Here is a 26742-nt window from a genome sequence, read left to right on the forward strand (position 1 = left end):
AGTCGGGGGTCTTCCCGTTCTGTCCATCCTTGGGCATGCAGCCAAGCAACGATCGTCTCCGCGGCGCCGGGGGCGGTTCCGAGAACGCGGTCGACCACCGCGGCGCCGCGGACCTGCGCTGTGCCGAGGCGCCTGAGAGCCCGGGCTACGACGACCCGTGGTACGACGCCCTCGCCTCCGGCTGGGGAGAGCCGGCCGGGGCGGGGGCTCCCGAGCCGGCGGCGGTGCCGTCGATGCGCCCGGAACCGGCCCAGGCGCCGCCCCGGGCCGCGGCCGACGTCTACCTGGAGGTTCAGCGCAGCGCGGCCTTCCAGGAGGTCCGCAGCCGGTACCGGCGGTTCGTGGTGCCGGCGGTGGCCGCGTTCCTCGTGTGGTACCTCGCCTACGTGGTGACCGCCACGACGGCTCCCGCGCTGATGGCCCGGCCGGTGGTCGGGGTGGTCAACGTGGCGATGCTCGCCGGGCTCGGCCAGTTCCTCACCACGTTCCTGCTCACCTGGGCGTACGCCCGGCACGCGAGGCTGCGCAGAGACCGGGCCGCGCTCGAACTGCGCTGGGACACCCAGGAACTGACGCGCGGTGTGCGGGGCGGTGTGTCGTCATGACCGGTGACCACCAGACACTGGCGCTGCTGCTGTTCAGCACGTTCGTCGCCGTCACGCTGGGGATCACGACGTGGGTGAGCCGCCATCGGCACGGGTCGGCGGAGGAGTTCTACGCGGGCGGCCGCTTGTTCTCCCCGATGGAGAATGGTTTTGCCATCGCCGGCGACTACATGTCGGCGGCCTCCTTCCTCGGCATCTCCGGTGTCATCGCCCTCTACGGCTACGACGGCATGCTCTACTCGGTGGGCTTCCTGGTCGCCTGGCTCGTCGTGCTGTTCCTCGTCGCCGAACTGGTGCGCAACTGCGGGAGGTTCACCCTCGCGGACGTCGTGGCGGCACGGATGCGCGAGCGGCCGGTCCGGATCGCCGCCGGAACCTCCTCGGTCACCGTTTCCGTCATGTACCTGGTGGCGCAGATGGTGGGCGCGGGAAGCCTGGTCGCCCTGCTGCTCGGCGGCACGAGCGAGGCGGCGCGGACCTGGACCGTCATCGGCGTCGGCGCCCTCATGGTGATCTACGTGTCGCTGGGCGGGATGCGGGCCACCACATGGATCCAGATCGTGAAGGCGGTCCTGCTGCTCGGCGGCACCGTGGCTCTGACCACGCTGGTGCTGGTGCGCTTCCACGGGGATCTCGACCGGCTGCTGCGCACGGCGGCCGAGCGCAGCGGTCACGGCGAGGCGTTCCTCGCCCCCGGGCTGGCGTACGGCGGGGACTGGACCTCGCGCTTCGACTTCATCAGCCTGGGGCTCGCCCTGGTGCTGGGCACGGCCGGACTGCCGCACATCCTGTCCCGCTTCTACACCGTGCCCACCGCCCGGGCCGCCAGGCGGTCGGTCGTCTGGTCGATCGGCCTCATCGGAGGCTTCTACCTGATGACGATCGTGCTCGGCTTCGGCGCCGCGGCCCTGGTCGGCACGGACGCGGTACGAGCCTCGAACGCCGCCGGGAACACGGCGGTCCCGCTGCTCGCCCTGGACCTGGGCGGCGGCGCGGGGTCCACGGGCGGCACGGTTCTGTTCGCGGTCGTGGCGGCCGTCGCGTTCGCCACCATCCTCGCGGTGGTCGCGGGCGTCACCCTGGCCTCCTCGGCTTCCGTTGCCCACGACCTGTACGCGTCCCTGCGGCGCCGGGACGCCGACCCGCGCGGGGAGGTCGCCGTGGCGCGCCTCGCCGCCGTCGGGATCGGCGCGGTCGCGATCGGTCTCGGCCTGCTCGCCCGCGACCTCAACGTCGCGTTCCTGGTGGGCCTCGCCTTCGCCGTCGCCGCGTCCGCCAACCTGCCGGTGCTGCTCTACTCGCTGTTCTGGCGCGGCTTCACCACACGCGGCGCCGTGTGGGCCGTCTACGGGGGCCTCGTCCCCGCCGTGGTGCTCGTCCTGCTGTCGCCCGTGGTGTCGGGCGGTGAGCAGTCGCTGTTCCCGGGCGTCGACTTCCAGTACTTCCCGCTGCAGAATCCCGGTCTGGTGTCGATCCCGCTGGGCTTCCTGGCCGGGTGGATCGGCACGGTCACCTCACCCGAGGTCCCGGACGAGGCCAAGCACGCGGAGACGGAGGTGCGGTCCCTGACCGGGGCCGGGGCCGTGTAGGAGGCGGCGCCACCGCCCTTCCGCCACGGCGGAACGATCCTCGCCGTCAGATCTTCCCCCGTCCGTTCTCAGGCGCGGGTCGCCCACACGTAACGGTGCTCCGGACGGCCCGCGTCTCCGTACTTGAGGGTCAGTCTGGCCCGGCCCGTGCGCTCCAGGAGCTTCAGGTAGCGCTGTGCCGTCTGGCGGCTCACCCCGGTCCGTTCGGCGATCTCCTGCGCGGAGAGCGCGCCGTCGGCCTTCATCAGGCACTGGCGCACCAACTCGGCGGTGGTGGGGGAGTGCCCCTTGGGCAGCCCCGGCTCCGTGGGCGCCGACAGGGCGCCGAAGATGCGGTCCACCTCGGACTGCTCCGCCTCACCCCCGCCGTCGAGTGTGCGCCGCAGCTCCGCGTACGCCTCCAGCTTCGCGCGCAGCCCCGCGAAGGCGAACGGTTTCACCAGGTACTGCAGGGCCCCCTGGCGCATCGCCGCCTGGACGGTCGACACGTCCCGCGCCGCCGTCACCATGATGACGTCGGTCTGGTCGCCCCGGCGCCGCATCTCCCGGACCACCTCCAGGCCGGTGCGGTCGGGCAGGTAGTGATCCAGCAGGATCAGGTCCAGGCGAGGCAGCGTCTCCACGCTCCGCAGGGCCTCCAGCGCGCTGTGCGCCTGGCCGGCGACGTGGAACCCCGGCACCTTCTCGACGTAGGCGGCGTTGACCCGCGCGACCCGCGTGTCGTCGTCCACGACCAGGACCTCGATCATCGAAACTCCTCCTCGGCATCGGTGTTCACGTGGGCGGCGACGGCAGGGGTGGCGAGGGCGGGGCTCGCATCCGGTCCGGCCGGGCGCGGTTCGGTCAGGTCGCGTTCCGCCAGGGCCTCGGGCAGTACGACGACGAACTCCGCGCCACCGCCGGGCGCCTCGCCGACGGTAGCGCTGCCGCCCTGCCGCTCGGCCAGCCTGCGCACCAGCGACAGCCCGATGCCCCGCTGCCGGTGCGCCGGCGGCTCCTTGGTGGACCAGCCCGCCGTGAACGCGAGTTCGCGGTGTTCCGCGGGGATGCCGGGCCCGGTGTCGCGCACCCGGAGCGTGGCCGTGCGCCCCCGCACACGCAGCTCGACCTCCACGCGCGCGTGCGGCGTTCCCGCGACGGCGTCGAGCGCGTTGTCGACCAGATTGCCGACGATGGTGACGAGCCCCCGGGAGTCGACCAGACGATCCGGCAGCCGCGTCCGCTCCGACACCCACAGGGCGACTCCGCGTTCGGTCGCGACGGTCGCCTTGCCGACCAGCAGCGCGGCGAGGAGGGGGTCCTGGATCCGTTCCGTGATCTGTTCCGCGGTGACCCGGTGGTCGCCCACCACCTCGCCGACGAACTCCACGGCGTCGTCGTACATCTCCAGCTCGAGCAGCCCCAGCAGGGTGTGCATGCGGTTGGCGTGCTCGTGGTCCTGCGCGCGCAGGGCGTCGATCAGGCCGCGTGTCGAGTCCAGCTCGCGTCCGAGCTGTTCCAGCTCGGTACGGTCGCGCAGAGTGGCGACGGCACCCCCGTCGTCGGTCGGCATCCGGTTGGCGACGAGAACCCGCTGGCCGCGCACGGTCAGCAGGTCGGTCCCGGTCACCCGGCCGGCCAGGACGTCGGCCGTCCGTCCCGCGCCCAGCGCCTCATCGGGGGAGAGTCCGACGGTCTCCCCGCCGATGCCCAGCAGGCGCTGCGCCTCGTCGTTGAGCAGGCGCACCCGGCCGCCCCGGTCCAGGGCCACGACGCCCTCCCGGATGCCGTGCAGCATCGCCTCGCGCTCCGCCAGCAGCCCCGCGATGTCCGAGAAGGCCAGGTCCCGGGTCTGCCGCTGCACCCGGCGCGAGATGAGCCAGGCGGCCAGCGCGCCGACGGCCAGTGCGCCGCCGGCGTACGCGAACAGCCCGGGGATGGCGTGGATCAGCCGGGCCCGGACACTGTCGTACGCGATGCCGACCGACACCGCGCCGACGATGGCGCCCTCACCGTCGCGCAGCGGCACCTTGCCGCGCGCGGAGCGGCCCAGGGTGCCGTCGTCGATCTCCATGACCTCGCGGCCGGCCAGGGCCTGCCCGGGGTCGGTCGAGACGGTCTCACCGACCCGCTCCGGGTCGGTGTGCGACCAGCGCACGCCCCGCCGGTCCATCACGACGACGTACTCCGCCCCGGTGGCCGCACGGATCCGCTCCGACTCCCGCTGTACCGGGCCGCTCGCGGTCGGCGGGGTGTCACGCAGGTCCCGGACGATCTGCCGCTGCTGGGCCGTGGTCTGCGCGATGGCGAGGGCCCGGCGCATCGCCTGGTCGTCCAGCTGGTCGCCGAGCGGCGCCAGGAACAGCCCGGTCGCGAGCACGGTGACCCCCGCGGCGATCGCCAGCTGCATCAGCAGGACCTGCGAGAACACCCGCCGCGGCAGGCCGAGGCGCAGGCGGCGGGCGGGGGGAGTGGAGCTCATACCCATGAAGGTACGTGGCAGGTGAGGGCAGGCCGTAGAGGGGTGTGGCGCGGATCTCCTGATCGTCGCGGAGGTGCAGGTGCTGGTTCAGAGGGAGGTGGTGGCGGAGAGGGCGACGGTACCGGGGCCGGGCATCGCCGCCGGAGGTGGGGCGGGGCCGCACCGGCCCCGCCGACGACCCCGGGCCGGGTGTCGTCCGCCGCAAGGATGCCGGGCCGGCTCCCGCGTCGGCCGCCGCTCCGGTGCGACGGTCAGCTCGCGAGCGCCGCCGTCACCGAGAGTTCGCGCACCGCGGTGACCTCCATGCGGGCCGGCGAGCCGAGCACCGACGCCCCGCAGCTTTCCGGACGGGGCGGAGCAGACGCGCCCTGGGCGACGCGGACCCGCCACTGCCGGCCGTCGGCGTGGGTCACGGTCACCTCCCAGCGCGGAGCGGCACCGTCCGTCCGTACGACGGTCAGCGCCTGGGCCGCGTCCTCGCCCACGGCCGCGCGCACGGCCAGCTCGGCGGCCTGGCCGGGCCGCTCCCACGCGGTGTTCCCGCGGCACCCCTCGACGACGATCCGGCCCTCGCGCGCACCGTGCAGGATCTCCTTCACGGAGTGGGCCTGGACCCGGCCGTACGCGTACCCGTGGGGCAGCACGAGCACCGTCGGCGAGAAGCGGTGACCACCCAGATGGGTGACCTCCCAGACGCCCTCGGCCCCGGACGCGGCGAGCTCCGCGGCCAGCGGCCGGCCGAGGAGCGCACAGCACCGGTCCCGCTTGCCGTTGGTGCAGACGAGGACGAGCGGATCGCCCCCGTGCGGTCCACCGTCGAGCACCGAGTCGAAGGTACGGCGATCACCCCTGCCCAGCGCGGCGAGATCGAGGTCGAGCAACCGGCGCGGGTCGGTGAGGGTGGCGGTGCCCAGCCACACGTTCCCCGGGGCGGTGTGGGCCGCGTACACCCGGCGCTCCGCGGCGGTGCCCCGGTCCGCGTGCCGGCCGGGGCGGCGGATGAGGGCGACGCGTACGCCGGTCCCCTTCGTCGCGGCCTTCAGAGCGCGCCCGATCTCGGGATCCAGATGGCTCGACGTGAGCGCCTCGGCGCCCCACGGGCCGGGCTGCTCGAGCAGCAACCAGGTCCTCGCGACCGGTGCGGTGCCCGCAACGGGCTCGTCGAGGTCCCGGGAGACGGTTGAGCACGTACTCACAGAGGTGAGCCTAACCTGACTTGCGCCGTCGCGACTTCCAGCCGCGCTCGGGCACTACTCCGGTAGTGGCTGCGGCGGTCTGGGACCGGAGTAGAGCCCGCTCGGACGCATGCGCAGCGGCCGCTCCCCGTATTCCTCCAGCGCGTGCGCGATCCAGCCCGCCGTGCGGGCGACGGCGAAGATCGTCTCGGCCGCGCTGGAGGCCATGCCGGAGGACGCGGTGAGCACTCCGAGCGCCAGATCGACGTTGGCGTGCAGCGGGGTGTGGCGGGCGGCGGTCGCCCGGACGTCGCGGGCCGCAGCGAGGGCGGGGGCCGCCCGGGGGATGTCCTCCAGGAGGGCGAACAGCGCACGCGCGCGCGGGTCCTCGCCTGCATAGAGGCGATGACCGAGGCCGGGAATGCGGCGACCCGCTCGCAGCTCCTCCGCGACCACCGGCGCCGCGCTCCCCTGGTCGAGTACCTCCAGCAGCATCCGGTGGGCGAGCCCACCCGCCGCGCCGTGCAGCGGTCCCTCGATCACGCCGAGGCCGGCCGACACGGCCGCATAGGCGTGCGCCCGGGCCGACGCGGCCACGCGCACGGCGAGCGTGGAGGCGGCCAGGTCGTGGTCGACGAGCAGCGAGAGAGCCGTGTCGAGGGCGTGCAGCGACGCCTCGTCCGCGGGGTGTCCGCTGAGCCGCGTCCACAGGCGATGGGCGAGGGGCCCCCGATCGTGGCCGACCCGCCGTACCGGGGGAAGGGCGGCGACGAGGGTGGGGATGAGGGTGCGGGCGGTGCCCAGTACCGCTTCCTCGGACAGGTCGAAGCGGAGCGGGTCCGCGGCCGCGGCGGCGATGGCGGCGACGCGCAGGCGGTCGGCGGGCCCCGCGTGCTCGGGCAGGGCGTCGACGGCTCGCCGGGCGGCCGCCACGGAGGCCTCGGGCGCGGTGAACGAGATGCCGGGCCGCATCCGGCCCGTCCACAGCCACTCGGCGACCTCCTCGTAGCTGTGGCGCGCGGCGAGTTCCACCGCGTCGACGCCCCGGAAGTAGAACCGGTCCTTCTCGATGAGCGTGATGCGTGTGCGGACGGCCGGCTCCTGGCCGGAGGTGGGGGCCGCGCCGCTGTCGCGCCGGTTGCGGCGGGCGAGCGCACGCACCTCCTCCGCGTCGAAGGTGCTGCCCCGGCCGCCGGGCGTGCGCCGGCTGCCGAGCAGGCCGCGACTCACGTACGCGTAGACGGTCTCGGGCTTCACGCCGAGCAGTTCGGCCGCCTCCCTGGTGGTGAGGCGGCGCTCGCCGTCGGTGGGGCGGTCGGGTTCTTGATCGCGCATGGGGGTCACCGTATCGACTCCGTGGCCTGGACTTGATAGCTACATTGATTCAATCAATATTGACAAGGATTGCGTCAAGTATGGACAGTGAACTCAAGTTCCAGGGAGGTAATCGTGACCGTGAACAGAACCGCGCCCGCCACCGCGCCGGTGGAGGTGCCGCGAGGGCTCGCGGGTGTCGTGGTGGCCGACACCGAGGTCGGTGACGTACGAGGGCTGGAGGGCTTCTACCACTACCGCCAGTACTCGGCCGTCGAGCTGGCGCAGCGCCGGAGCTTCGAGGACGTCTGGCATCTCCTGGTCCACGGCGAGCTGCCGGACGCGCGGCGTGGTGCCGCGTTCGCCGCCGAGACGGCGGCGCTGCGGCGGCTCCCCGGGACGGTGCGCTCGGCGCTTCCCGCCATCGCGGCCTCCGGAGGGCGCTCCGGCCCGCTCGCCGGTATGCGCACCGCCCTGTCGCTGCTGGGCGCCGCCCAGGGCTTCGGGCCCGTCTACGACTTGTCCGACGAGCAGCGCCGCCAGGACACGCTGGTGGCCGCCGCGGCCGTGCCGACGCTGCTCACCGCGTTGTACCGGCTGGGGCGCGGGCTGGAACCGGTGGAGCCCCGCGAGGACCTTCCGTACGCCGCCAACTACCTCTACATGCTGACCGGTTCGGAGCCGGACAGGGAGCGGGCACGGGCGGTCGAGCAGTACTTGATCTCCACCATTGACCACGGGTTCAACGCGTCAACCTTCACCGCTCGGGTCATCGCTTCGACGGGGGCGGACGTCGCGGCCTGCCTGACCGGGGCGGTGGCGGCGCTGTCCGGCCCGCTGCACGGAGGGGCGCCCAGCCGGGCGCTGGACACCCTGGACGCGATCGGCACCCCCGACCGCATCGACCCCTGGATCCGCGAGCGGGTGCTCGCCGGTGACCGCATCATGGGCTTCGGCCACGCCGTCTACCGCACGGAGGATCCACGCTCGCGGATGCTCCGTGAGGTGGCGCGGCGGTTCGGCGGCCCTCGCGTGGAGTTCGCCGTCGAGGTGGAGCGACAGGTGGAGGCGATCCTCGCCGAGTTGAAACCGGGGCGCGACCTGCACACGAACGTCGAGTTCTACGCGGGCGTGGTCATGGAGTTGTGCGGCCTGCCGCGCGAGATGTTCACGCCGACGTTCGCGGCGGCGCGGGTGGTGGGCTGGAGCGCGAACATCCTGGAGCAGGCACGGGACTCGAAGATCATTCGCCCTGCGGCGCGGTACGTGGGGCCTCAGGCACCGCTCGGGGTGCCCGCGGCAGTCTGAACATGCGAGCGGCCTGGTGCCGTTCGGGCGCCAGGCCTCATCGGTGGGGCGTCGAGCGGGGACGGGGTGCCGGGCTGCTCGGCGGTGGGGGCTTCCGGCGCGGCGGCGGTGGACGCGGCCGGAGACGTGGGCGGTGCCCTCAGGCGTCGGGGATGTCGGCCTTGGCGCGAATCAGGGTTTCCCGGCTGACGACGACGATGCGCTCGTAGTCGGCGCGGGCGGCGTCGGCGGGCAGCTCCCGCTCCAGCGCCTCGGTGGCCTCGGTGCCGATCACGGCGAAGTTGCCGTCGCTCAGTTCGAACACGTCGGGGCACGTGGATCCCGAGTTACTGCCCCGGGCGCTGGGAGGCACACCGATGCGGCGCACGATCTTCAAAGGTACCCATCCTTACGGACAGAGAGTGTGCGGAGTAATGGCGAGCACACGGTACTGATGTTGCTGGGGATCTCGTGACCGGATGGCCGAAACCCACACCGTCGTGTCCCCGAGATGGGCGTGTTGACCTGAGCACGGAGCCGACGGCCGTCAGCCGGCCGGCGGATTTCCCACCACCCACCATTCCTCGGTGTCGGCCTCGTCGAGGTCCCTGACGAGGCCGTCGACCATGTGCCCCAGCTGTGCTTCCTCGGACGTCTGGTTCAGGGAGTCGCGCATGTGTTCCGACGCCTGCCAGTACTCGCGGAAGATGGGGCTCTGGAAGAACTCGCGCAGATGCCGGTACAGCTCCTCCCGGTCCAGCAGTCCCATTCGATGGGTGTGGAAGAGGTACACGTACCAGGCGTTGGCGTAGAAGAACTGGCGGCGCCTCTCGGCCGGGATGCTCTTGTCGTAGGCGTCGATGACCTCGGCCAGCGAAGGGTCGTCGATGGCCCTGGCCAGCAGCTCCCAGTGCATGCGCTGCTGGTGCCGCAGCGACTCGCGCCGGATCGCCAGCTCCTCGAGCTCCAGCCGCCGCTCGTGCAGACGGGCCTTCTCCAGCCGTCGCTGCCGCGCGGCCAGCGTCATCCCGGCCGTGGCGAACAATATGCCGGCCGCGGCGGAGCCGAACCTCCCCGTGATGCTCTTCCGTGTGACCATGTCAACCCCCGAATCAGGCGACCGCCCGCCGGTCGTCGAGTGCGGGTCGGCTGACGGGGACCGGCGAGCGATGGGCGGCGCTTGCCGCCTCCAGAGTGCCGAGCGGCGCTGATCGGCGGGGAGGCGGAGAGGAGGCGCACGGAGGGAAGCGAGGGTCGCACGGTCCGGCGCCTTGTCCAGACGTCTGCCCAGCGAGTGCTGCTAACAATCGTTCACTCCGTGCCGGCGGCGTCGGCTCGTATCCTGAGCAGGCAATTCCGTACGTGGGTGTACGCCTTGCCGCGGGCCGGCGTACGCGTGGTGGAGAGAGAGGTCGCACGGTGGGGCAGCGCCCGACTCCGCAGCAGATCCCGGTCGTCGTACTCGCCGGATTCCTCGGCTCCGGAAAGACCACACTCCTCAACCACCTGCTGCACCGCAGCGGAGGCAGCCGGATCGGCGCCATCGTCAACGACTTCGGGTCGATCGAGATCGACGCGATGGCCGTGGCCGGCGCACTCGGCGACTCCACCGTGTCGCTCGGCAACGGGTGCCTGTGCTGCGCCGTCGACGCGAGTGAACTCGACGGATACCTGGAGCGGCTCGCCCGGCCCGAGGCCGGCATCGACGTCATCGTCATCGAGGCCAGCGGTCTCGCCGAGCCGCAGGAGCTGGTGCGCATGCTGCTCGCCAGCGAGCAGCCGAGGGTCGTCTACGGCGGGCTGGTCGAGGTCGTCGACGCCGCCGAGTTCGACGCCACGCGCGCGAAGCACCCCGAGATCGACCGGCACCTGGCGCTCGCCGACCTGGTCGTCGTCAACAAGACCGACCGGGTCCCGGACGCCGAGCGCGTGCTCGCGCTCGTCCGCTCGCTCACCGACCGCGCCGCCGTGGTGCCCGCGACCTACGGCCGCATCGATCCCGAGTTCCTCTACGACTGCCGCCCGAGCGAGGAACGCGTGGGGCAGCTGTCCTTCGACGACCTGCACGACCACTCCGTGCACGGCGCGTACGCCGAACACCTGCACGCGGCCTACGACACGCTGTCCTTCATGTCCGACCTCCCGATGGACCCGCGTGGGCTCATGCGTTTCCTCGACAGCCGGCCCGAGGGCCTGTACCGGATCAAGGGCTACGTCGACTTCGGGCCGTACGACTCGCGGAACCGGTACGCCGTCCACGCCGTCGGGCGCTTCCTGCGCTTCTACCCCGAGCCCTGGCCCCCGGGCGAGGCCCGCCGCACCCAGCTCGTCCTCATCGGCTCCGGCATCGACGCCGCCGACCTCGGCGCGCAACTCGACGCGTGCCGCAGGGGCGCCGACGCCCCACCCGCCGACGAGCACGGCATGTGGGGCGTCCTGCGCTACGTACCGGACCCCGAGGGGGCGGAGCAGAGCGGCGGCGAGGAGCCGCCGCTCATGCCCTGACGCCGGGCCTGCGTCAGGCCGGACCCGCCACCACCGACACCGTCTTCGGCAGCGACACGCCCGAGCCGTCGCGGCGCGGGTCGATCTCCGGGAGCTGGGCCGGGGAGCCGTTCTTCTGCGCGGCGAGCGCCGGGGTGGCGCCGGCCCAGGCGAAGGCCAGGCAGTCCTCGCCCCTCAGGAACCGCTGGCAGCGCACGCCGCCCGTGGCGCGGCCCTTGCGCGGGTACTGGTCGAAGGGGGTGAGCTTGGCCGTGGTCTGGACGGAGTCGTCCAGGGTGCCTCGCGAACCGGCCACCGTGAAGACCACCGCGTCCGCGGCCGGGTCCACCGCGGTGAACGAGATGACCTTGACGCCCTCGGCGAGCTTGATACCCGCCACGCCACCCGCCGGACGGCCCTGCGGACGGACCTGGGACGCCTGGTAGCGCAGCAGTTGCGCGTCGTCGGTGATGAAGACCAGGTCCTCCTCGCCGGTGCGGAGCTCGGCGCCGCCGACGATCCGGTCGCCCTCCTTGAGGGTGATGACCTCCAGCTCGCCCTTGTTGGACGGGTAGTCGGGCACCACCCGCTTGACCACGCCCTGCTCCGTGCCGAGCGCCAGTCCCGGCGAGGACTCGTCCAGCGTGGTCAGACAGATGACCGTCTCGTCGTCGTCCAGAGACACGAACTCCGCCAGCGGCGCGCCGCCCGAGAGGTTCGGCGTCGGCATGGACTCGGGGAGCTGGGGCAGGTCCACCACGTTCACCCGCAGCAGCCGCCCGCCGGAGGTCACCACACCCACCTCGCCACGGGCCGTGGCCGGCACCGCCGAGACGATCAGGTCGTGCTTGACCCGCTTGGCCTTGGCGTCCGTGACCAGGGGCTCGTCGTTCACGGTGCGGGCGAGCAGGCCGGTGGAGGACAGCAGCACCCGGCAGGGGTCGTCCGCCACCTGGAGCGGAACGGCGGCCACCGGGGCGCCGGACGACTCCAGCAGGACCGTGCGGCGGTCGGTGCCGAACTTCTTGGCGACCGCGGCCAGTTCGGCCGAGACCAGCTTGCGCAGCTCCGCGTCCGAGTCGAGGATCCGGGTCAGCTCCTCGATCTCCGCGTTGAGCCGCTCCTTCTCGGCCTCCAGCTCGATGCGGTCGTACTTGGTGAGCCGGCGCAGCGGCGTGTCCAGGATGTACTGGGTCTGGACCTCGCTCAGCGAGAAGCGCTCCATCAGGCGCTGCTTGGCCTGCGCGGAGTTCTCGCTGGAGCGGATGAGACGGATGACCTCGTCGATGTCCACCAGCGCGGTGAGCAGGCCCTCGACCAGGTGCAGGCGGTCCCGGCGCTTGCCGCGGCGGAACTCGCTGCGGCGGCGCACGACGTTGAAGCGGTGGTCGAGGTAGACCTCCAGCAGCTCCTTGAGGCCCAGGGTGAGGGGCTGACCGTCCACCAGGGCGACGTTGTTGATGCCGAAGGACTCCTCCATCGGCGTCAGCTTGTAGAGCTGCTCCAGGACCGCCTCGGGCACGAAGCCGTTCTTGATCTCGATGACCAGGCGCAGACCGTGCTCGCGGTCGGTGAGGTCCTTGACGTCGGCGATGCCCTGGAGCTTCTTCGAACCGACCAGGTCCTTGATCTTCGAGATGACCTTCTCGGGGCCGACCGCGAAGGGCAGCTCGGTGACGACGAGGCCCTTTCGGCGGGCCGTCACGGTCTCCACGGACACCGTCGCGCGGATCTTGAACGTGCCTCGGCCCGTCTCGTAGGCGTCCCGGATGCCGGGCAGGCCGACGATCCGGCCACCGGTGGGCAGGTCGGGACCGGGAACGTGCTTCATCAGCGCGTCGAGGTCGGCGTTCGGGTGCCGGATCAGGTGCCGGGCGGCCGCGATGACCTCGCGCAGGTTGTGCGGCGGCATGTTCGTGGCCATGCCGACCGCGATGCCGGAGGCGCCGTTGACCAGCAGGTTGGGGAAGGCGGCGGGCAGCGCCACCGGCTCCTGCTCCTGGCCGTCGTAGTTCGGGCCGAAGTCGACGGTGTCCTCGTCGATGGACTCCGTCATCAGGCCGGCGGCCTCGGCCATCCGGCACTCGGTGTACCGCATGGCGGCCGGCGGGTCGTCGTTGCCCAGCGAGCCGAAGTTGCCGTGGCCGTCCACCAGGGGCACGCGCATCGAGAAGGACTGGGCCATGCGCACCAGGGCGTCGTAGATCGACGCGTCGCCGTGCGGGTGCAGTTTGCCCATGACCTCGCCGACGACGCGGGCGCACTTCACGTAGCCGCGCTCGGGCCGCAGGCCCATCTCGTTCATCTGGTAGACGATGCGGCGGTGCACCGGCTTGAGGCCGTCGCGGGCGTCCGGCAGCGCACGGGAGTAGATGACCGAGTACGCGTACTCGAGGAAGGAGCCCTGCATCTCGTCGACGACGTCGACGTCGAGGATCTTCTCCTCGTACGGGTCGTCGGGCGGCGGGGTCTTCGTACTACGGCGGGCCATCGCTGCCGGCTCCTTGCTGAAGCGTGAACGGTGATCTGACGCGGTCCATTGTGGACCGCGGCACTGACAGCGACCGACCAGGACCCGTCACGGGCTGCCCGGCCCGGCGCTGCCCGCAGGGTACGCCCTCGTCCCACGCCCTCGTTCCCGGGCCGCCGACCGCGTGCTCGCTCTCGGCGTACGAGGTCCGGGAACTCCACCGGTGTCCCGCACGCTTGCATACAGTGGCAGGACCGGCGGAATTCCGCAGTTCCGCCCGATGGTTCCACCCGGCTGAACACTCAGCATTCCGCGATCGAAGGGACGTACATGCCCATGGGTCACACGGCCACAGCCCAGGCAGACTCCGGCGGCCTGACAGCGACCGAGCACCGCCTGGCCAACGGCCTGCGCGTGGTGCTCTCCGAGGACCACCTGACCCCGGTCGCGGCGGTGTGCCTCTGGTACGACGTGGGTTCGCGCCACGAAGTCAAGGGGCGTACCGGCCTGGCTCACCTTTTCGAGCACCTCATGTTCCAGGGCTCCGCCCAGGTCAAGGGCAACGGCCACTTCGAACTGGTGCAGGGCGCCGGCGGCTCCCTCAACGGCACCACCAGCTTCGAGCGCACCAACTACTTCGAGACCATGCCCGCCCACCAGCTGGAGCTCGCCCTCTGGCTGGAGGCCGACCGCATGGGCTCCCTGCTGTCCGCACTGGACGACGAGTCCATGGAGAACCAGCGGGACGTCGTCAAGAACGAGCGCCGCCAGCGCTACGACAACGTGCCCTACGGCACCGCTTTCGAGAAGCTCACCGCCCTCGCCTACCCGGAGGGCCACCCCTACCACCACACGCCGATCGGCTCGATGGCCGACCTGGACGCCGCGACCCTGGAGGACGCGCGGGCGTTCTTCCGGACCTACTACGCGCCGAACAACGCGGTGCTGTCGGTCGTCGGCGACATCGACCCGGAGCAGACGCTCGCCTGGATCGAGAAGTACTTCGGCTCCATCCCCTCGCACGACGGCAAGCAGCCCCCGCGGGACGGATCGCTGCCGGACATCATGGGCGAGCAGCTGCGCGAGATCGTCGAGGAGGAGGTCCCGGCCCGCGCCCTGATGGCGGCCTACCGCCTGCCGGAGGACGGCACGCGCGCGTGCGACGCGGCCGACCTGGCCCTCACCGTCCTCGGCGGCGGCGAGTCCTCCCGCCTGTACAACCGGCTCGTACGGCGCGACCGCACGGCCGTCGCCGCCGGGTTCGGGCTGCTGCGGCTCGCCGGAGCGCCCTCACTGGGGTGGCTGGACGTGAAGACGTCCGGTGACGTCGAGGTTCCGGTCATCGAGACCGCCATCGACGAGGAGCTCGCCCGGTTCGCCGAGGAGGGCCCCACGGCCGAGGAGATGGAGCGCGCCCAGGCCCAGCTGGAGCGCGAGTGGCTGGACCGCCTGGGCACGGTCGCGGGCCGCGCCGACGAACTGTGCCGGTACGCCGTCCTGTTCGGCGACCCGCAGCTGGCCCTCACCGCCGTGCAGCGGGTGCTGGAAGTGACCGCCGAGGAGGTCCAGGAGGTCGCCAAGGCCCGCCTGCGCCCCGACAACCGCGCGGTGCTCGTCTACGAGCCCACGGCCCCCGCCGACGAGAACGACGCCACCGACGAGAACGAGGAGGCGGCCAAGTGACCGAGCTCGCCACCATGGACTTCCACCCCCAGCCGCAGGCCGGCGAGCCCAAGCCGTGGGCGTTCCCCGCCCCCGAGCGAGGCAGCCTCGGCAACGGCCTCACCGTGCTGCGCTGCCACCGCCCCGGTCAGCAGGTCGTCGCCGTCGAGGTGCTGCTCGACGCGCCCCTGGACGCCGAGCCGGCCGGACTCGACGGCGTCGCCACCATCATGGCGCGCGCCTTCTCCGAGGGCACCGACAAGCACTCCGCCGAGGAGTTCGCCGCTGAACTGGAGCGCTGCGGCGCCACCCTCGACGCGCTCGCCGACCACCCCGGTGTCCGGCTGAGCCTGGAGGTGCCCGCCTCGCGCCTGGCCAAGGCCCTCGGCCTGCTCGCCGACGCCCTCCGGGCGCCCGCCTTCGCGGACGGCGAGGTCGAACGCCTGGTCCGCAACCGGCTCGACGAGATCCCGCACGAGCTGGCCAACCCGGCCCGCCGCGCGGCCAAGGAGCTGTCCAAGCAGCTGTTCCCGGCCGACACGCGCATGTCGCGCCCGCGCCAGGGCACCGAGGAGACGGTGGCCAACATCGACTCCGCCGCCGTACGGAGCTTCTACGAGAAGCACGTCCGCCCCGCCACGGCCACCGCCGTGGTCGTCGGCGACCTCACCGGCATCGACCTCGACGCGCTGCTCGGCGACACCCTGGGCGCGTGGACCGGCTCGGCCGCCGAGCCGCGCCCGGTGCCCCCGGTGACCGCCGACGACCGGGGCCGCGTCGTCATCGTGGACCGCCCCGGAGCCGTCCAGACGCAGCTGCTGATCGGCCGCACCGGCTCCGACCGGCACGACCGGGTCTGGCCCGCTCAGGTCCTCGGCACCTACTGCCTCGGCGGCACCCTCACCTCCCGCCTGGACCGCGTCCTGCGCGAGGAGAAGGGTTACACCTACGGAGTCCGGGCGTTCGGGCAGGTCCTGCGCTCCGCTCCCGACGGCACGGGCGCCGCGATGCTCGCCATCAGCGGTTCCGTCGACACCCCCAACACCGGCCCGGCCCTGCAGGACCTGTGGACGGTGCTGCGCACGCTCGCGGAGGGCGGACTCACCGACGCCGAGCGCGACGTCGCCGTGCAGAACCTGGTGGGTGTGGCACCGCTGAAGTACGAGACGGCGGCGGCCGTGGCGAGCACGCTCGCCGACCAGGTCGAGCAGCACCTGCCCGACGACTACCAGGCCACGCTCTACCGCCAACTCGCCGCCACGGGCACCGTGGAGGCCACCGCGGCGGTCGTGAACGCCTTCCCGGTGGACCGTCTGGTGACGGTCCTCGTCGGTGACGCCGCGCAGATCAAGGCACCCGTCGAGGCCCTCGGCATCGGCGAAGTCACCGTGGTGGCGGCCGAGTAGCGGCACCCGCGCGGGGTGGCCCTGGTGACCCGAGTGTCACCAGGGCCACCGTTTGTCCGAATTGAGGGAGAGACTGCCTGTCTGCCCTGTGGCATGCGCTACAAAATCCTTGTTGCGTTTGAGGATTGAAGACAGCCGCGTTTAGCGTCTTCCGGGCTGTTCGTCAGGCAGTACGCCGCACCCGCGGCACCGGACAGTCATCGCCGAGTCCCCGTACGGCGCGAGCCAGGGGAGCCGGGGACCCAATGCAGTCCCTGGGGTGAATCGGACGCCCGCGCGTGCAGCGAGGGGGTCCGTAGGAGACCTTCCTGCTCCGAACCCGTCAGCTAACCCGGTAGGCGAGAGGGAAGGAAAGGACCAGCCTCTACATGGCGTTCACGCGCGCCACCGGGAAGCACCGCCGTCCCAGCCGGATGCACCGCACCACCGCCCGCGCGGCGGGTGTCGCGGCCCTCGCCACCACCGGCGTCGTCGGCACCCTCGCGGCACCGGCGCTCGCCGCCGAGCCCGAGGCGGAGCAGACCGGGATCACGCCGGTCATCAGCATCGGCGACTCCGTGGCCGACGAGATCGACGCTCAGGCCGCCGCCCAGAAGCAGGCAGCCCTGGACGCCGCCGCCCGTGAGGCGGCCCAGGAGGCCGCGCGCGAGCGGGCCGCCGAGGCGGCCGAGGAGGCGCGCGAGGCCAAGGAGCGCGCCGCACGCGAGGCGGAGCGCAAGCGCCTCAACACCTTCGTGACCCCGATCACCGCCTCCTACGTCTCCACCGCCTACCGGGCCGGCAGCTCCCTGTGGTCCTCCGGCAGCCACACCGGCATCGACTTCCACGCCTCCAGCGGTACGTCCGTGCACGCGGTCGGCGTCGGCACCGTGGTCGAGGCCGGCTGGGGCGGGGCGTACGGCAACCAGGTCGTGATCAAGATGCACGACGGCACCTACACGCAGTACGGCCACCTGTCGTCCATCGGGGTCTCGGTGGGCCAGTCCGTCTCCGCCGGCCAGCAGATCGGCCTCTCCGGTGCCACCGGCAACGTCACCGGACCGCACCTGCACTTCGAGGCCCGTACGAGCGCCGAGTACGGCTCGGACATCGACCCCGTGGCCTACCTCCGCTCCCACGGCGTGAACGTCTGACGACGAACGTTCGATGACGACCAGGCCTCGGTACGTCTGACGACGTCAAGGCGTCGAAAGCCCCGGCTCCCCGAGCCGGGGTTTTCGTATTTCCGCGCGCGGTCCGCGTTTCCATGCGCGGCCCGGGTCCACGGTCGCTGTCCAAAAAATGTCCATGAAATCCGCCCCGCCGCCGGGAAATCGGCCTCACTGGCCTAGAGTCACTGAACAGGCGTCAATCGTCGACGTTTCACGGGGATTATGGCGGAGGTCGGGCATGCGTATTCCGGCGCACTCGGTGTGCACGGCGATCCGGGACGACATCGTCGCCGGTGTCCACGGGCGCGGCGGCCGCCTCACCGAGGAACTCCTCGCCCGCCGCTACGGAGTCTCCCGCGTCCCCGTCCGCGAGGCCCTGCGCACGCTGGAGGCCGAGGGCTTCGTGGTGACCCGGCGGCACGCGGGCGCGTGCGTCGCGGAGCCCACCGAAGAGGAGGCCGCGGACCTGCTGGAGACCCGTACGCTCCTGGAACCCCTCGGCGCCGCACGGGCCGCACGGCGCCGCACCGAGGCCCACCTCAAGGTGCTGCGCGGGCTGGTCAGGCTGGGGCAGGACCGCGCCAGGCAGGGGCACAGCGACGACCTGCGCTCACTGGACGGGTGGTTCCACGAGACCCTCGCCCAGGCCGCCGGCAGTCCCTCCTTGACGGCGCTGCTGACCCAGCTGCGGCACAAGATCGCCTGGCTGTACGTCGTGGCCGCGCCGGCCGATCCGGCGGAGTGCTGGGCGGAGCACGGCGCGATCACCGACGCGGTGGCCCGGGGTGACGGTGAGCGCGCGCGGGCGCTCATGGCGCTGCACACCGAGCGGTCCGCCGCACTGCACCGGCTGCGGTTCGCCTCCGGGGACGGACGGGCGGCTGTGAGGAATTCGCAACGTGCCGTAAACACGCCGAGTCTGCGTTCTTAACGCGGAGGGGGTATACAAGTGATTCTACTTCGGGGGTGTTTTCCGCTGTCGCCGAAACTGGTTCCGAAAATGGGATTGCAGTTCACGGAGACGGAAAAGGAAAAGCCCGCCCGGTATTCCGGGCGGGCCTTTCGGTGCTGCCGGTTCCGTCGGTCGGACGGACGGACGGTCAGACGTCAGACGGTCTCGGGAAGCTCCTCGAGCCCCTCGGAGACCAGCTTCGCCAGCCGGTCGAGGGCGGCGTCCGCGCCCTCGGCGTCGGAGGCGAGGACGATCTCCTCGCCGCCCTGGGCGCCGAGGCCGAGAACGGCCAGCATGGAGGCCGCGTTGACGGGGGAGCCGTCGGCCTTGGCGATCGTCACCGGGACGCCTGTGGCCGTGGCGGCTCGGACGAAGATGGAGGCGGGGCGGGCGTGGAGGCCCTCGGCCCAGCCGACGTTGACGCGGCGCTCAGCCATGTGATGTGCCCTTCAGGTGTTCAGGTTTCATGTTGTCTAGACCAGTCTTGTCTAGACCAGTTTCCCACATCGTGAAGCATGCCGGGACGGCACCGTGCGCCGTCCCGCGTGGTCGTCGGACCGCGGCCTCGGCCCGACCTTCCGTCCTCCACAGACTGCCTCGCGCCGTTGTCGTACGCGAGCCGTACTCTGGGGCCCATGCAGACCTCGTCGGACCGGCACGAGTATCCCGCCCACTGGGAGGCCGACGTGGTGCTGCGCGACGGCGGCACCGCGCGCGTCCGCCCCATCACCGTTGATGACGCCGAGCGCCTGGTCAGCTTCTACGAGCAGGTCTCCGACGAGTCGAAGTACTACCGCTTCTTCGCGCCGTACCCTCGCCTGTCCGCCAAGGACGTCCACCGCTTCACGCACCACGACTTTGTGGACCGGGTGGGGCTCGCCGCCACCGTCGGCGGCGAGTTCATCGCCACCGTACGCTACGACCGGATCGGCCCCGGTGGAACGCCCGCGGGCGCACCCGCCGACGAGGCCGAGGTCGCCTTCCTCGTCCAGGACGCCCACCAGGGGCGCGGCGTGGCCTCCGCGCTGCTGGAGCACATCGCCGCCGTCGCCCGCGAGCGCGGCATCCGCCGCTTCGCCGCCGAGGTGCTGCCCGCCAACACCAAGATGATCAAGGTGTTCATGGACGCCGGCTACACCCAGAAGCGCAGCTTCGAGGACGGTGTGGTCCGGCTGGAGTTCGGGCTCGAACCGACCGACCGCTCGCTCGCCGTGCAGTACGCGCGTGAGCAGCGCGCGGAGGCGCGTTCCGTGCAGCGGCTGCTGCAGCCCGGCTCGGTCGCGGTCGTCGGCACCGGCCGCACGCCGGGCGGGGTCGGCCGCAGCATCCTCGCCAACATCCGGGACGCGGGCTACACCGGCCGGTTGTACGCCGTGAACAACGCCTTTCCCGAGGACCTGAAGGAGATCGACGGGGTGCCCGCGTGCCGCTCGGTGCGCGACATCGACGGGCAGGTCGACCTCGTCGTCGTCACCGTCCCGGCCGACCGCGTCCCCGACGTCGTCACCGAGTGCGGCGAGCACGGGGTGCAGGGCCTGGTGGTGATCTCCGCCGGGTACGCCGACAGCGGCACCGAGGGACGCGAACGCCAGCGCGCCCTCGTGCGGCAGGCGCGCACCTACGGCATGCGGATCATCGGGCCGAACGCCTTCGGGATCATCAACACCTCCGCGGACGTGCGGCTGAACGCCTCCCTCGCCCCCGAGATGCCCCGCACCGGCCGGATCGGCCTGTTCGCCCAGTCCGGCGCCATCGGCATCGCCCTGCTCTCCCGGCTGCACCGGCGCGGCGGGGGAGTCACCGGCGTCACCGGCGTCTCGACCTTCGTCTCGTCCGGCAACCGTGCCGACGTCTCCGGCAACGACGTCCTCCAGTACTGGTACGACGACCCGGAGACCGACGTCGCGCTGATGTACCTGGAGTCCATCGGCAACCCTCGCAAGTTCACCCGCCTCGCCCGGCGCACGGCGGCCGTCAAGCCCCTGGTCGTGGTGCAGGGCGCCCGGCACGGGGGCGTGGCGCCGCAGGGACACGCCGTGCGGGCGACGCGGCTCCCGCACGCGACGGTCTCCGCGCTGCTGAGGCAGGCCGGCGTGATCCGGGTCGACACGATCACCGACCTGGTCGACGCGGGACTGCTGCTCGCCCGCCAGCCACTGCCGGCCGGGCCGAGGGTGGCCATCCTGGGGAATTCCGAGTCCCTGGGACTGCTGACGTACGACGCGTGTCTCTCCGAGGGGCTGCGGCCGCACCCCCCGCTGGACCTGACGACGGCCGCCTCGGCCGGCGACTTCCACGCGGCGCTCTCCCGCGCGCTGGCCGACGACACCTGCGACGCGGTGGTGGTGACCGCGATCCCCACGGTGGGGGAGATGCCGGGGGCGGCCGGTGACGCCGAGCTGGCGGAAGCCCTGCGGTCGGCGGCGGCCGCGGTGCCGACGAAGCCGGTCCTCGTGGTGCACGTGGAGCTGGGCGGCCTCGCGGAGGCCCTGTCCGCGGCGGCGAGCACGGCACCGCAGGCGCCGGCGCCCGCCGAGACACGTCCGGGCCCGGCCGGTCCCGAGCGCGCCGGGCCACCGGCAGCCCCCGGCCCCCACGCCGCACCGGCCACCGAGCCCCGGACGCCCTCCACGGCAGGTGCCGCCCGGCCCGACGCCCTGGAGCAGCCGCCCGCGGCCGCACCCGCCACCCCTGACGCTCCCGCCGCCCCCGCCCGCCCCACCGCACCTGTCCCACCAGCCGCCCCCGGTGCCCCCGCCGCATCGCTCACCCCGCCCACCGACCGCGGTACCCGTCTCATCCCCGCCTACCCCGCCGCCGAACGCGCCGTCCGGGCCCTCGCCCAGGCCGTCTCCTACGCCCAGTGGCGACGCGACGCCGCCGACCCCGGCAAGGTGCCGGAGTACGAGGACATCGACGAGAAGGGCGCCGCCGGCCTGATCGCCGGGCACCTCGCGCGCGGGCAGGGGCTCACCCTCGGCGACGCGGAGACCTGCGAGCTGCTCGCCAGGTACGGCATCCACGTCCACCGCGCCCTGCCCGCCCCCACCCCCGACGACGCGGTGGCCGCCGCGCGCACCATCGGCTACCCCGTCGCCCTCAAAGCCACCGCCCCGCACCTGCGCCACCGGGCCGACCTGGGCGGCGTACGCCTCGACCTGGCGGACGAGGAGCAACTCCGGCGGGCCTACGCGGAATTGACCGAGCTGTTCGGGACGCCCGCGGAGCTGCGCCCGGTGGTGCAGGGCATGGCACCGCGCGGCGTCGACACCGTCGTACGCGCGGTCATCGACCCGGCGGCCGGCGCCGCGCTCTCCTTCGGGCTCGCCGGGGCGGCCACCCAGCTGCTCGGCGACATGGCGCACCGGCTGATTCCGGTCACCGACCGCGAGGCGACCTCGCTCATCCGCTCGATCCGCACGGCGCCCCTCCTCTTCGGCTGGCGCGGCTCGGCCCCGGTCGACTCCGCCGCCCTGGAGGAACTGCTGCTGCGGGTCTCCCGACTGGTCGACGACCATCCGGAGGTCGTCGCGGTCACCCTGGAACCGGTCGTCGTCGCCCCGCGCGGCCTGAGCGTCCTCAGCGCCTCCGTCCGCCTCGCTCCCCCTCCCGCCCGGGACGACCTGGGCCCGCGGACCCTGCCCGCCTACTGACCGCGCGGCGCCCGGGACGGGTGCCGCACAGGCGTCCCGCGCAGTCGGTGGGCCCCCGTAGGATGGACGGCATGGCCAAGACCAGTACGACGACCCAGGGGCTGCGAGCGGCGATCGAGCGCAGCGGCTACTACCCGGCCCTCGTGGCCGAGGCGGTGGAGGCCGCCGTGGGCGGCGAGCCCGTGCGGTCGTACCTGGTCCACCAGGAGACGACGTTCGACCAGAACGAGGTGCGCCGGCACGTGACCGTGCTCGTGCTCACCGGCAACCGCTTCATCGTCAGCCACACCGACGAGCAGGCCGCCGACGACACCTCCCCGACGCCGTACGCCACGACGTCCACGGAGTCCGTCAAGCTCGGCCGGATCTCGTCCATCGTCGTCAGCCGCGTCGTCGCCAACCCGGAGCAGTACAAGCCGGGCACCCTGCCCCGCGAGATCGTGCTCACCATCGGCTGGGGCGCCGTCGCCCGCCTCGACCTGGAGCCCGCCGCCTGCGGCGACCCCAACTGCGAGGCCGACCACGGCTACACCGGCAGCTCGACCGCCGACGACCTGAGCCTGCGCGTCAGCGAGGCCGGTGACGGCCCGGAGACGGTGCGCCAGGCGCTCGCCTTCGCGCAGGCCCTCTCCGAGGCGACGGCGGACACCCGCTGATGGTCCAGCCCGCAGCCTGGGACACCGACCCGGAGCCCCTCCCCGTCGACTCCGCCCCCGTACCCGAGTACGGCACGGGCTCCCTCGCCGACCTGCTGCCCACCCTGGCCGCGGGCCTCGGCGTCCCCGGCGTGACCGCCGGCATCACCGAACTGACCCCCGCCGACCGGAACTGCGTGTTCCTGATCGACGGCCTCGGCTGGGAGCAACTGCGCGCCCACCCCGAGGACGCCCCCTTCATGACCTCGCTCCTGGGTAGCTCGCGCGGGGGCACCGGCCGCCCGATCACCGCCGGCTATCCGGCGACCACCGCGACCTCCCTCGCGTCCGTCGGCACCGGCCTGCCGCCGGGCGCCCACGGCCTGCCCGGATACACGGTGCGCAATCCGGACACCGGCGAGCTGATGAACCAGCTGCGCTGGCAGCCGTGGACGGCGCCGGGCGCCTGGCAGCCGTACCCCACCGTCTTCGACCTCGCCCACCGGGCGGGTGTGCATGCCGCCCAGGTCTCCTCCCCGACCTTCGCGAACACCCCGCTGACCAAGGTCGCGCTCAGTGGCGGCACGTTCCACGGCCGGCTGTCCGGCGAGGACCGCATGGACCTCGCCGCCGAGCAGCTGGCCGGCGCCGACCGCGCGCTCGTCTACACGTACTACGCCGAGGTCGACGGCGCCGGCCACCGCTTCGGCGTCGACTCCGACACCTGGCGCGGCCAGCTCGCCCACGTCGACCGGCTCGTCCAGCGCCTCGCCGAGCAACTGCCGCCGCGCAGCGCCCTGTACGTCACCGCCGACCACGGCATGATCGACGTGCCCTTCGACGAGGACCACCGCATCGACTTCGACGAGGACTGGGAGCTGAAGGCGGGCGTCGCCCTCCTCGGCGGCGAGGGCCGCGCCCGGCACGTGTACGCGGTCCCCGGCGCGCACAACGACGTGCTGACCTGCTGGCGCGAAGTACTCGGCGAACAGTTCTGGGTGGCTTCGCGCGACGAGGCGATCGAGGCGGGCTGGTTCGGCCCCCGCATCGACGACCGGGTGTACGACCGCATCGGCGACGTGGTCGCCGCCGCGCGGGACGACGTCCTGCTCATCGCCTCGGAGCGGGAGCCGAAGGAGTCGTCGATGGTCGGCAACCACGGCTCGATGACCCCCGCCGAGCAGCTCGTCCCCCTGCTCGAAGTACGCTCCTGACCCCCTCCGCCCCCTCGATCCCGCTGCCGAAAGGTGCTCAACCCCTCATGCCCGAGCTGGTCTTCTTCTCCGGAACGATGGACTGCGGGAAGTCGACACTGGCTCTCCAGATCGAGCACAACCGCTCGGCGCGCGGCCTGGCCGGCATGATCTTCACCCGCGACGACCGCGCCGGCGAGGGCAAGCTCTCCTCACGCCTCGGCCTGGTCACCGACGCGGTCGAGGTCGAGGACGGCCAGGACCTGTACGCGTACGTCGTCGACCACCTCTCCCAGGGCGGACGCGCGGACTACGTGATCGCGGACGAGGCGCAGTTCCTCGCTCCGGAGCAGATCGACCAGCTCGCGCGGGTGGTCGACGACCTCGGCATCGACGTGTACGCCTTCGGCATCACCACCGACTTCCGCTCCAAGCTGTTCCCCGGCTCCCAGCGCCTGGTCGAACTCGCCGACCGCGTGGAGGTGCTTCAGGTCGAGGCCCTGTGCTGGTGCGGCGCCCGCGCCACGCACAACGCCCGGACGGTCGGCGGGGTCATGGTCGTCGAAGGTGCCCAGGTGGTCGTCGGCGACGTCGCCCACTCCGCCGACGAGGTCGGCTACGAGGTGCTGTGCCGACGCCACCACCGGCGCCGGATGACGGCGGCGACGTCCCACGCGGCGGCGCTGTCACCGGACGTGCTGCCGGTGTCCCCCGCCTGACGTCCGGCCTCAGCCGATACGGGCTCCCGCGCCGTCGACCCGGACCCGCCGATCGCCCGCGCGCAGCGTCACCGTCAGCTCGCCCGGCCGCCCCAGGTCCTCCCCCTGGTACAGGGTGAGCACGGCGTCGTCGGGCACGAGACCGAGCTCACGGGCGTACGCCCCGAACGCGGCGGCCGCGGCGCCAGTCGCCGGGTCCTCGACGACGCCACCGACGGGGAACGGGTCACGGACGTGGAAGACGGTGGCCGACTCGCGCCACACCAACTGGACCGTGGTCAGGTCCAGGCGGTGCATCAGGGTCTCCAGGCGTGCGAAGTCGTACGCCAGGTCCGCGAGGCGGGCTCGCGTCGCCGCCGCGAGCACGAGATGGCGCGCGCCGGCGAAGGCGATCCGGGGCGGGAACGCCGGATCGAGATCGGCGGCCGGCCAGTCGAGCGCCGCGAGCGCCTCCGCGAGGTCGGCGTCGGCGACGTCCTCGACGTGCGGCTCGACACTGGTGAGTGCGGCCCGGAACGCCCCGCCCTCCTCGGTGACCTCCACCGGCACGGTGCCGGCGCGCGTCGCGAACAGCAGCTCCCCGGGCCCGATCCGCTCGGCCAGAGCCACGGCGGCCGCGACGGTGGCGTGCCCGCAGAACGGCACCTCGGCCTTGGGGCTGAAGTAGCGGATCCGGTACGCCCGCCCCTCCTGGCCGCCGAGCCCCTCCGGGGGCGGGGTCAGGAACGCGCTCTCCGAGTACCCGAGTTCGGCGGCGATGGCCAGCATGTCGCCGTCGTCCAGGCCGGCCGCGTCCAGGACGACACCGGCGGGGTTCCCGCCGTCGGGGGCACTGGAGAACGCCGTGTAGCGAAGGACCTCGGGCCGCGTCACGTTTGTCGTCATGCTCGCGGCAACAGCGGGTGGACCGGGGCTATTCCGGCCCCGGCTCCCACTGGTTCGTCACCGACGCGGGCGCGAGGTCCGCTAGGCCGGGGCGTCCACGGCCCGGGACCGTCCGCCCTGCAGCACCGCGAACCGCGCCCCTTCCGGATCCGCCACCATCGCCACCCGGCCGTGCTCGGTGTCCCCGGCGGGCTCGATGACGTGCCCGCCCAGACCGATGACGCGCTCCAGGGACTCCTCCGCGTCTGCCACCCGGAAGTACGTCACCCAGTGCGGCCCCCGGTCGCGGGACAGGGCGTCGCCGACGCCGCGGATGCCGGCCACCGGGCGTCCGTCCAGGAGCAGGGTCATGTAGTCGACGTCGGTGGTGACCTCCGGGACCAGCTCGAAGCCGAACACGGTCTCGTAGAACTTGGCGACGCCCGCCGACTCGTAGGTCATCAGCTCGTTCCACACCGGTGTGCCGGGCACTCCCGTGACGGCCGTGCCGAGGTGGGCCGCGGCCTGCCAGACACCGAAGACGGCGCCCGCCGGGTCGGAGCCGATGGCCAGGCGGCCGGCCTCGCCCGCGTCGAGCGGGCCCACGCCGACCGTGCCACCGCACAGGCGTACCGTTTCGGCCGTCCGGTTGACGTCGTCCGACGCGAAGTAGGGCGTCCAGGCGATGGGGAGGAGCCGGTCCGGCGGCAGCTGGCCGACACCGGCCACCTCGTGTCCGTCGAGCAGCGCCCGTGCGTAGGGGCCGAGTTGCTGGGGGCCGGGCCGGAACTCCCAGCCGAACAGCGCTCCGTAGAAGTCGTGGGTCGCGGCCGGCCCGTGCACCATCAGACTCACCCAGCAGGGTGTGCCGGGTGCGCGCCGGGCGTTCGTCTCGCCGTTCCGGCCTGCCGACCCCCGTGCGTCGGTCATCGTCACTCTCTTCTCGGCCCTGCGCGGGCCGTGCGTCCGCTTGCGCTCTGACGGATTCCGTTCCGACGGACCTTCGCGCCGGTGCCGGCACCGCAGCCGGTGCCGGGCCCTTCGGGCTTGCCCGTGGGGCGGCCCGGCTGTCCGGGTGGTACAGCATGTGCTCGAACCCGTACGCCTCGTGATCGGTGCTGC

At 72.7% G+C, this 26742-nt stretch carries 22 protein-coding genes and 1 riboswitch; of the genes, 12 read left to right on the forward strand and 10 right to left on the reverse strand.

Annotation, left to right across the window (positions count from 1 at the left end):
* Nucleotides 1-35: 35 nt before the first annotated feature.
* Nucleotides 36-605: a DUF485 domain-containing protein gene (locus ACLIN4_RS26450; RefSeq protein WP_107477592.1), complete on the forward strand. Its 570-nt coding sequence runs from the start codon at nt 36-38 to the stop codon at nt 603-605.
* A complete protein-coding gene (locus tag ACLIN4_RS26455; protein WP_107477584.1) occupies nt 602-2194 on the forward strand; it encodes a solute symporter family protein in 1593 nt (530 codons plus the stop codon). Before ACLIN4_RS26450 ends, ACLIN4_RS26455 begins: the two co-directional genes overlap by 4 nt.
* 68 nt (nt 2195-2262) lie before the next feature.
* On the opposite strand, the gene ACLIN4_RS26460 is transcribed toward ACLIN4_RS26455, so the two are convergent.
* The 4 genes from ACLIN4_RS26460 to ACLIN4_RS26475 form a co-directional block, all read right to left on the reverse strand.
* Complete coding sequence (locus tag ACLIN4_RS26460) at nt 2263-2943, reverse strand: response regulator (RefSeq protein ID WP_100048046.1); 681 nt, start codon at nt 2941-2943, stop codon at nt 2263-2265.
* Nucleotides 2940-4655 (reverse strand): sensor histidine kinase, encoded by a 1716-nt coding sequence (locus ACLIN4_RS26465; RefSeq protein WP_107477585.1) that lies wholly within the window; start codon nt 4653-4655, stop codon nt 2940-2942. The genes ACLIN4_RS26460 and ACLIN4_RS26465 overlap by 4 nt, the downstream gene beginning before the upstream one ends.
* A gap of 251 nt (nt 4656-4906) precedes the next feature.
* Nucleotides 4907-5851 (reverse strand): sucrase ferredoxin, encoded by a 945-nt coding sequence (locus ACLIN4_RS26470; RefSeq protein ID WP_411576293.1) that lies wholly within the window; start codon nt 5849-5851, stop codon nt 4907-4909.
* A 54-nt stretch (nt 5852-5905) separates the two neighbouring features.
* Nucleotides 5906-7165, reverse strand: a complete 1260-nt coding sequence (locus tag ACLIN4_RS26475) for a citrate synthase (protein WP_290012392.1) — start codon at nt 7163-7165, stop codon at nt 5906-5908.
* Between the two features lie 114 nt (nt 7166-7279).
* Between ACLIN4_RS26475 and ACLIN4_RS26480 the strand changes: the two genes are divergently transcribed.
* Nucleotides 7280-8452, forward strand: coding sequence for a citrate synthase/methylcitrate synthase (locus ACLIN4_RS26480; protein ID WP_107477587.1), 1173 nt, complete (start codon nt 7280-7282; stop codon nt 8450-8452).
* Nucleotides 8453-8591: 139 nt separating this feature from the next.
* Here the strand turns inward: ACLIN4_RS26480 and ACLIN4_RS26485 are convergent, their stop codons facing one another.
* Nucleotides 8592-8828, reverse strand: coding sequence for a hypothetical protein (locus ACLIN4_RS26485; protein WP_100048050.1), 237 nt, complete (start codon nt 8826-8828; stop codon nt 8592-8594).
* 150 nt (nt 8829-8978) lie between these two features.
* Nucleotides 8979-9530, reverse strand: coding sequence for a DUF6082 family protein (locus ACLIN4_RS26490; protein ID WP_107477588.1), 552 nt, complete (start codon nt 9528-9530; stop codon nt 8979-8981).
* Between the two features lie 320 nt (nt 9531-9850).
* Between ACLIN4_RS26490 and ACLIN4_RS26495 the strand changes: the two genes are divergently transcribed.
* Nucleotides 9851-10936 carry a CobW family GTP-binding protein gene (locus ACLIN4_RS26495; protein ID WP_411576294.1) on the forward strand — a complete coding sequence of 362 codons (1086 nt, stop codon included), beginning with the start codon at nt 9851-9853 and terminating at the stop codon, nt 10934-10936.
* Nucleotides 10937-10949: 13 nt separating this feature from the next.
* Here the strand turns inward: ACLIN4_RS26495 and ACLIN4_RS26500 are convergent, their stop codons facing one another.
* On the reverse strand, nt 10950-13406 hold the full coding sequence (locus tag ACLIN4_RS26500; protein ID WP_411576295.1) for a DNA gyrase/topoisomerase IV subunit A: 2457 nt from the start codon (nt 13404-13406) through the stop codon (nt 10950-10952).
* 309 nt (nt 13407-13715) lie between these two features.
* Between ACLIN4_RS26500 and ACLIN4_RS26505 the strand changes: the two genes are divergently transcribed.
* The 4 genes from ACLIN4_RS26505 (at nt 13716) to ACLIN4_RS26520 (ending at nt 18535) form a co-directional block, all read left to right on the forward strand.
* On the forward strand, nt 13716-15068 hold the full coding sequence (locus ACLIN4_RS26505) for a M16 family metallopeptidase (RefSeq protein ID WP_107477590.1): 1353 nt from the start codon (nt 13716-13718) through the stop codon (nt 15066-15068).
* On the forward strand, nt 15065-16453 hold the full coding sequence (locus ACLIN4_RS26510; RefSeq protein WP_100048055.1) for a M16 family metallopeptidase: 1389 nt from the start codon (nt 15065-15067) through the stop codon (nt 16451-16453). Before ACLIN4_RS26505 ends, ACLIN4_RS26510 begins: the two co-directional genes overlap by 4 nt.
* A gap of 191 nt (nt 16454-16644) precedes the next feature.
* Nucleotides 16645-16809: riboswitch (cyclic di-AMP (ydaO/yuaA leader) on the forward strand.
* Nucleotides 16810-16821: 12 nt separating this feature from the next.
* Nucleotides 16822-17586, forward strand: coding sequence for a M23 family metallopeptidase (locus ACLIN4_RS26515; RefSeq protein ID WP_289908829.1), 765 nt, complete (start codon nt 16822-16824; stop codon nt 17584-17586).
* Between the two features lie 256 nt (nt 17587-17842).
* Nucleotides 17843-18535, forward strand: coding sequence for a GntR family transcriptional regulator (locus tag ACLIN4_RS26520; protein ID WP_107477591.1), 693 nt, complete (start codon nt 17843-17845; stop codon nt 18533-18535).
* A gap of 176 nt (nt 18536-18711) precedes the next feature.
* Here the strand turns inward: ACLIN4_RS26520 and ACLIN4_RS26525 are convergent, their stop codons facing one another.
* Nucleotides 18712-18993 (reverse strand): HPr family phosphocarrier protein, encoded by a 282-nt coding sequence (locus ACLIN4_RS26525; protein WP_019325837.1) that lies wholly within the window; start codon nt 18991-18993, stop codon nt 18712-18714.
* 198 nt (nt 18994-19191) lie between these two features.
* Here ACLIN4_RS26525 and ACLIN4_RS26530 point away from each other — a divergent pair, with 198 nt between their 5' ends.
* The 4 genes from ACLIN4_RS26530 to ACLIN4_RS26545 all read left to right on the forward strand — a co-directional run bounded on the left by ACLIN4_RS26530 (nt 19192) and on the right by ACLIN4_RS26545 (nt 24756).
* Nucleotides 19192-22209 carry a bifunctional GNAT family N-acetyltransferase/acetate--CoA ligase family protein gene (locus tag ACLIN4_RS26530; protein ID WP_307652001.1) on the forward strand — a complete coding sequence of 1006 codons (3018 nt, stop codon included), beginning with the start codon at nt 19192-19194 and terminating at the stop codon, nt 22207-22209.
* Nucleotides 22210-22271: 62 nt separating this feature from the next.
* Nucleotides 22272-22865: a DUF5998 family protein gene (locus tag ACLIN4_RS26535; RefSeq protein ID WP_179342210.1), complete on the forward strand. Its 594-nt coding sequence runs from the start codon at nt 22272-22274 to the stop codon at nt 22863-22865.
* Nucleotides 22865-24058: an alkaline phosphatase family protein gene (locus tag ACLIN4_RS26540; protein WP_100047195.1), complete on the forward strand. Its 1194-nt coding sequence runs from the start codon at nt 22865-22867 to the stop codon at nt 24056-24058. Before ACLIN4_RS26535 ends, ACLIN4_RS26540 begins: the two co-directional genes overlap by 1 nt.
* Before the next feature lie 47 nt (nt 24059-24105).
* Nucleotides 24106-24756, forward strand: coding sequence for a thymidine kinase (locus ACLIN4_RS26545; protein WP_100047196.1), 651 nt, complete (start codon nt 24106-24108; stop codon nt 24754-24756).
* A 9-nt stretch (nt 24757-24765) separates the two neighbouring features.
* Here the strand turns inward: ACLIN4_RS26545 and ACLIN4_RS26550 are convergent, their stop codons facing one another.
* Nucleotides 24766-25641, reverse strand: coding sequence for a PhzF family phenazine biosynthesis isomerase (locus ACLIN4_RS26550; RefSeq protein WP_411576296.1), 876 nt, complete (start codon nt 25639-25641; stop codon nt 24766-24768).
* 81 nt (nt 25642-25722) lie between these two features.
* Complete coding sequence (locus ACLIN4_RS26555) at nt 25723-26550, reverse strand: VOC family protein (RefSeq protein ID WP_411576297.1); 828 nt, start codon at nt 26548-26550, stop codon at nt 25723-25725.
* Nucleotides 26551-26742 lie beyond the last annotated feature (192 nt).

The sequence above is a fragment of the Streptomyces mutabilis genome, assembly GCF_046628145.1.
Lineage (GTDB): Bacteria > Actinomycetota > Actinomycetes > Streptomycetales > Streptomycetaceae > Streptomyces > Streptomyces mutabilis.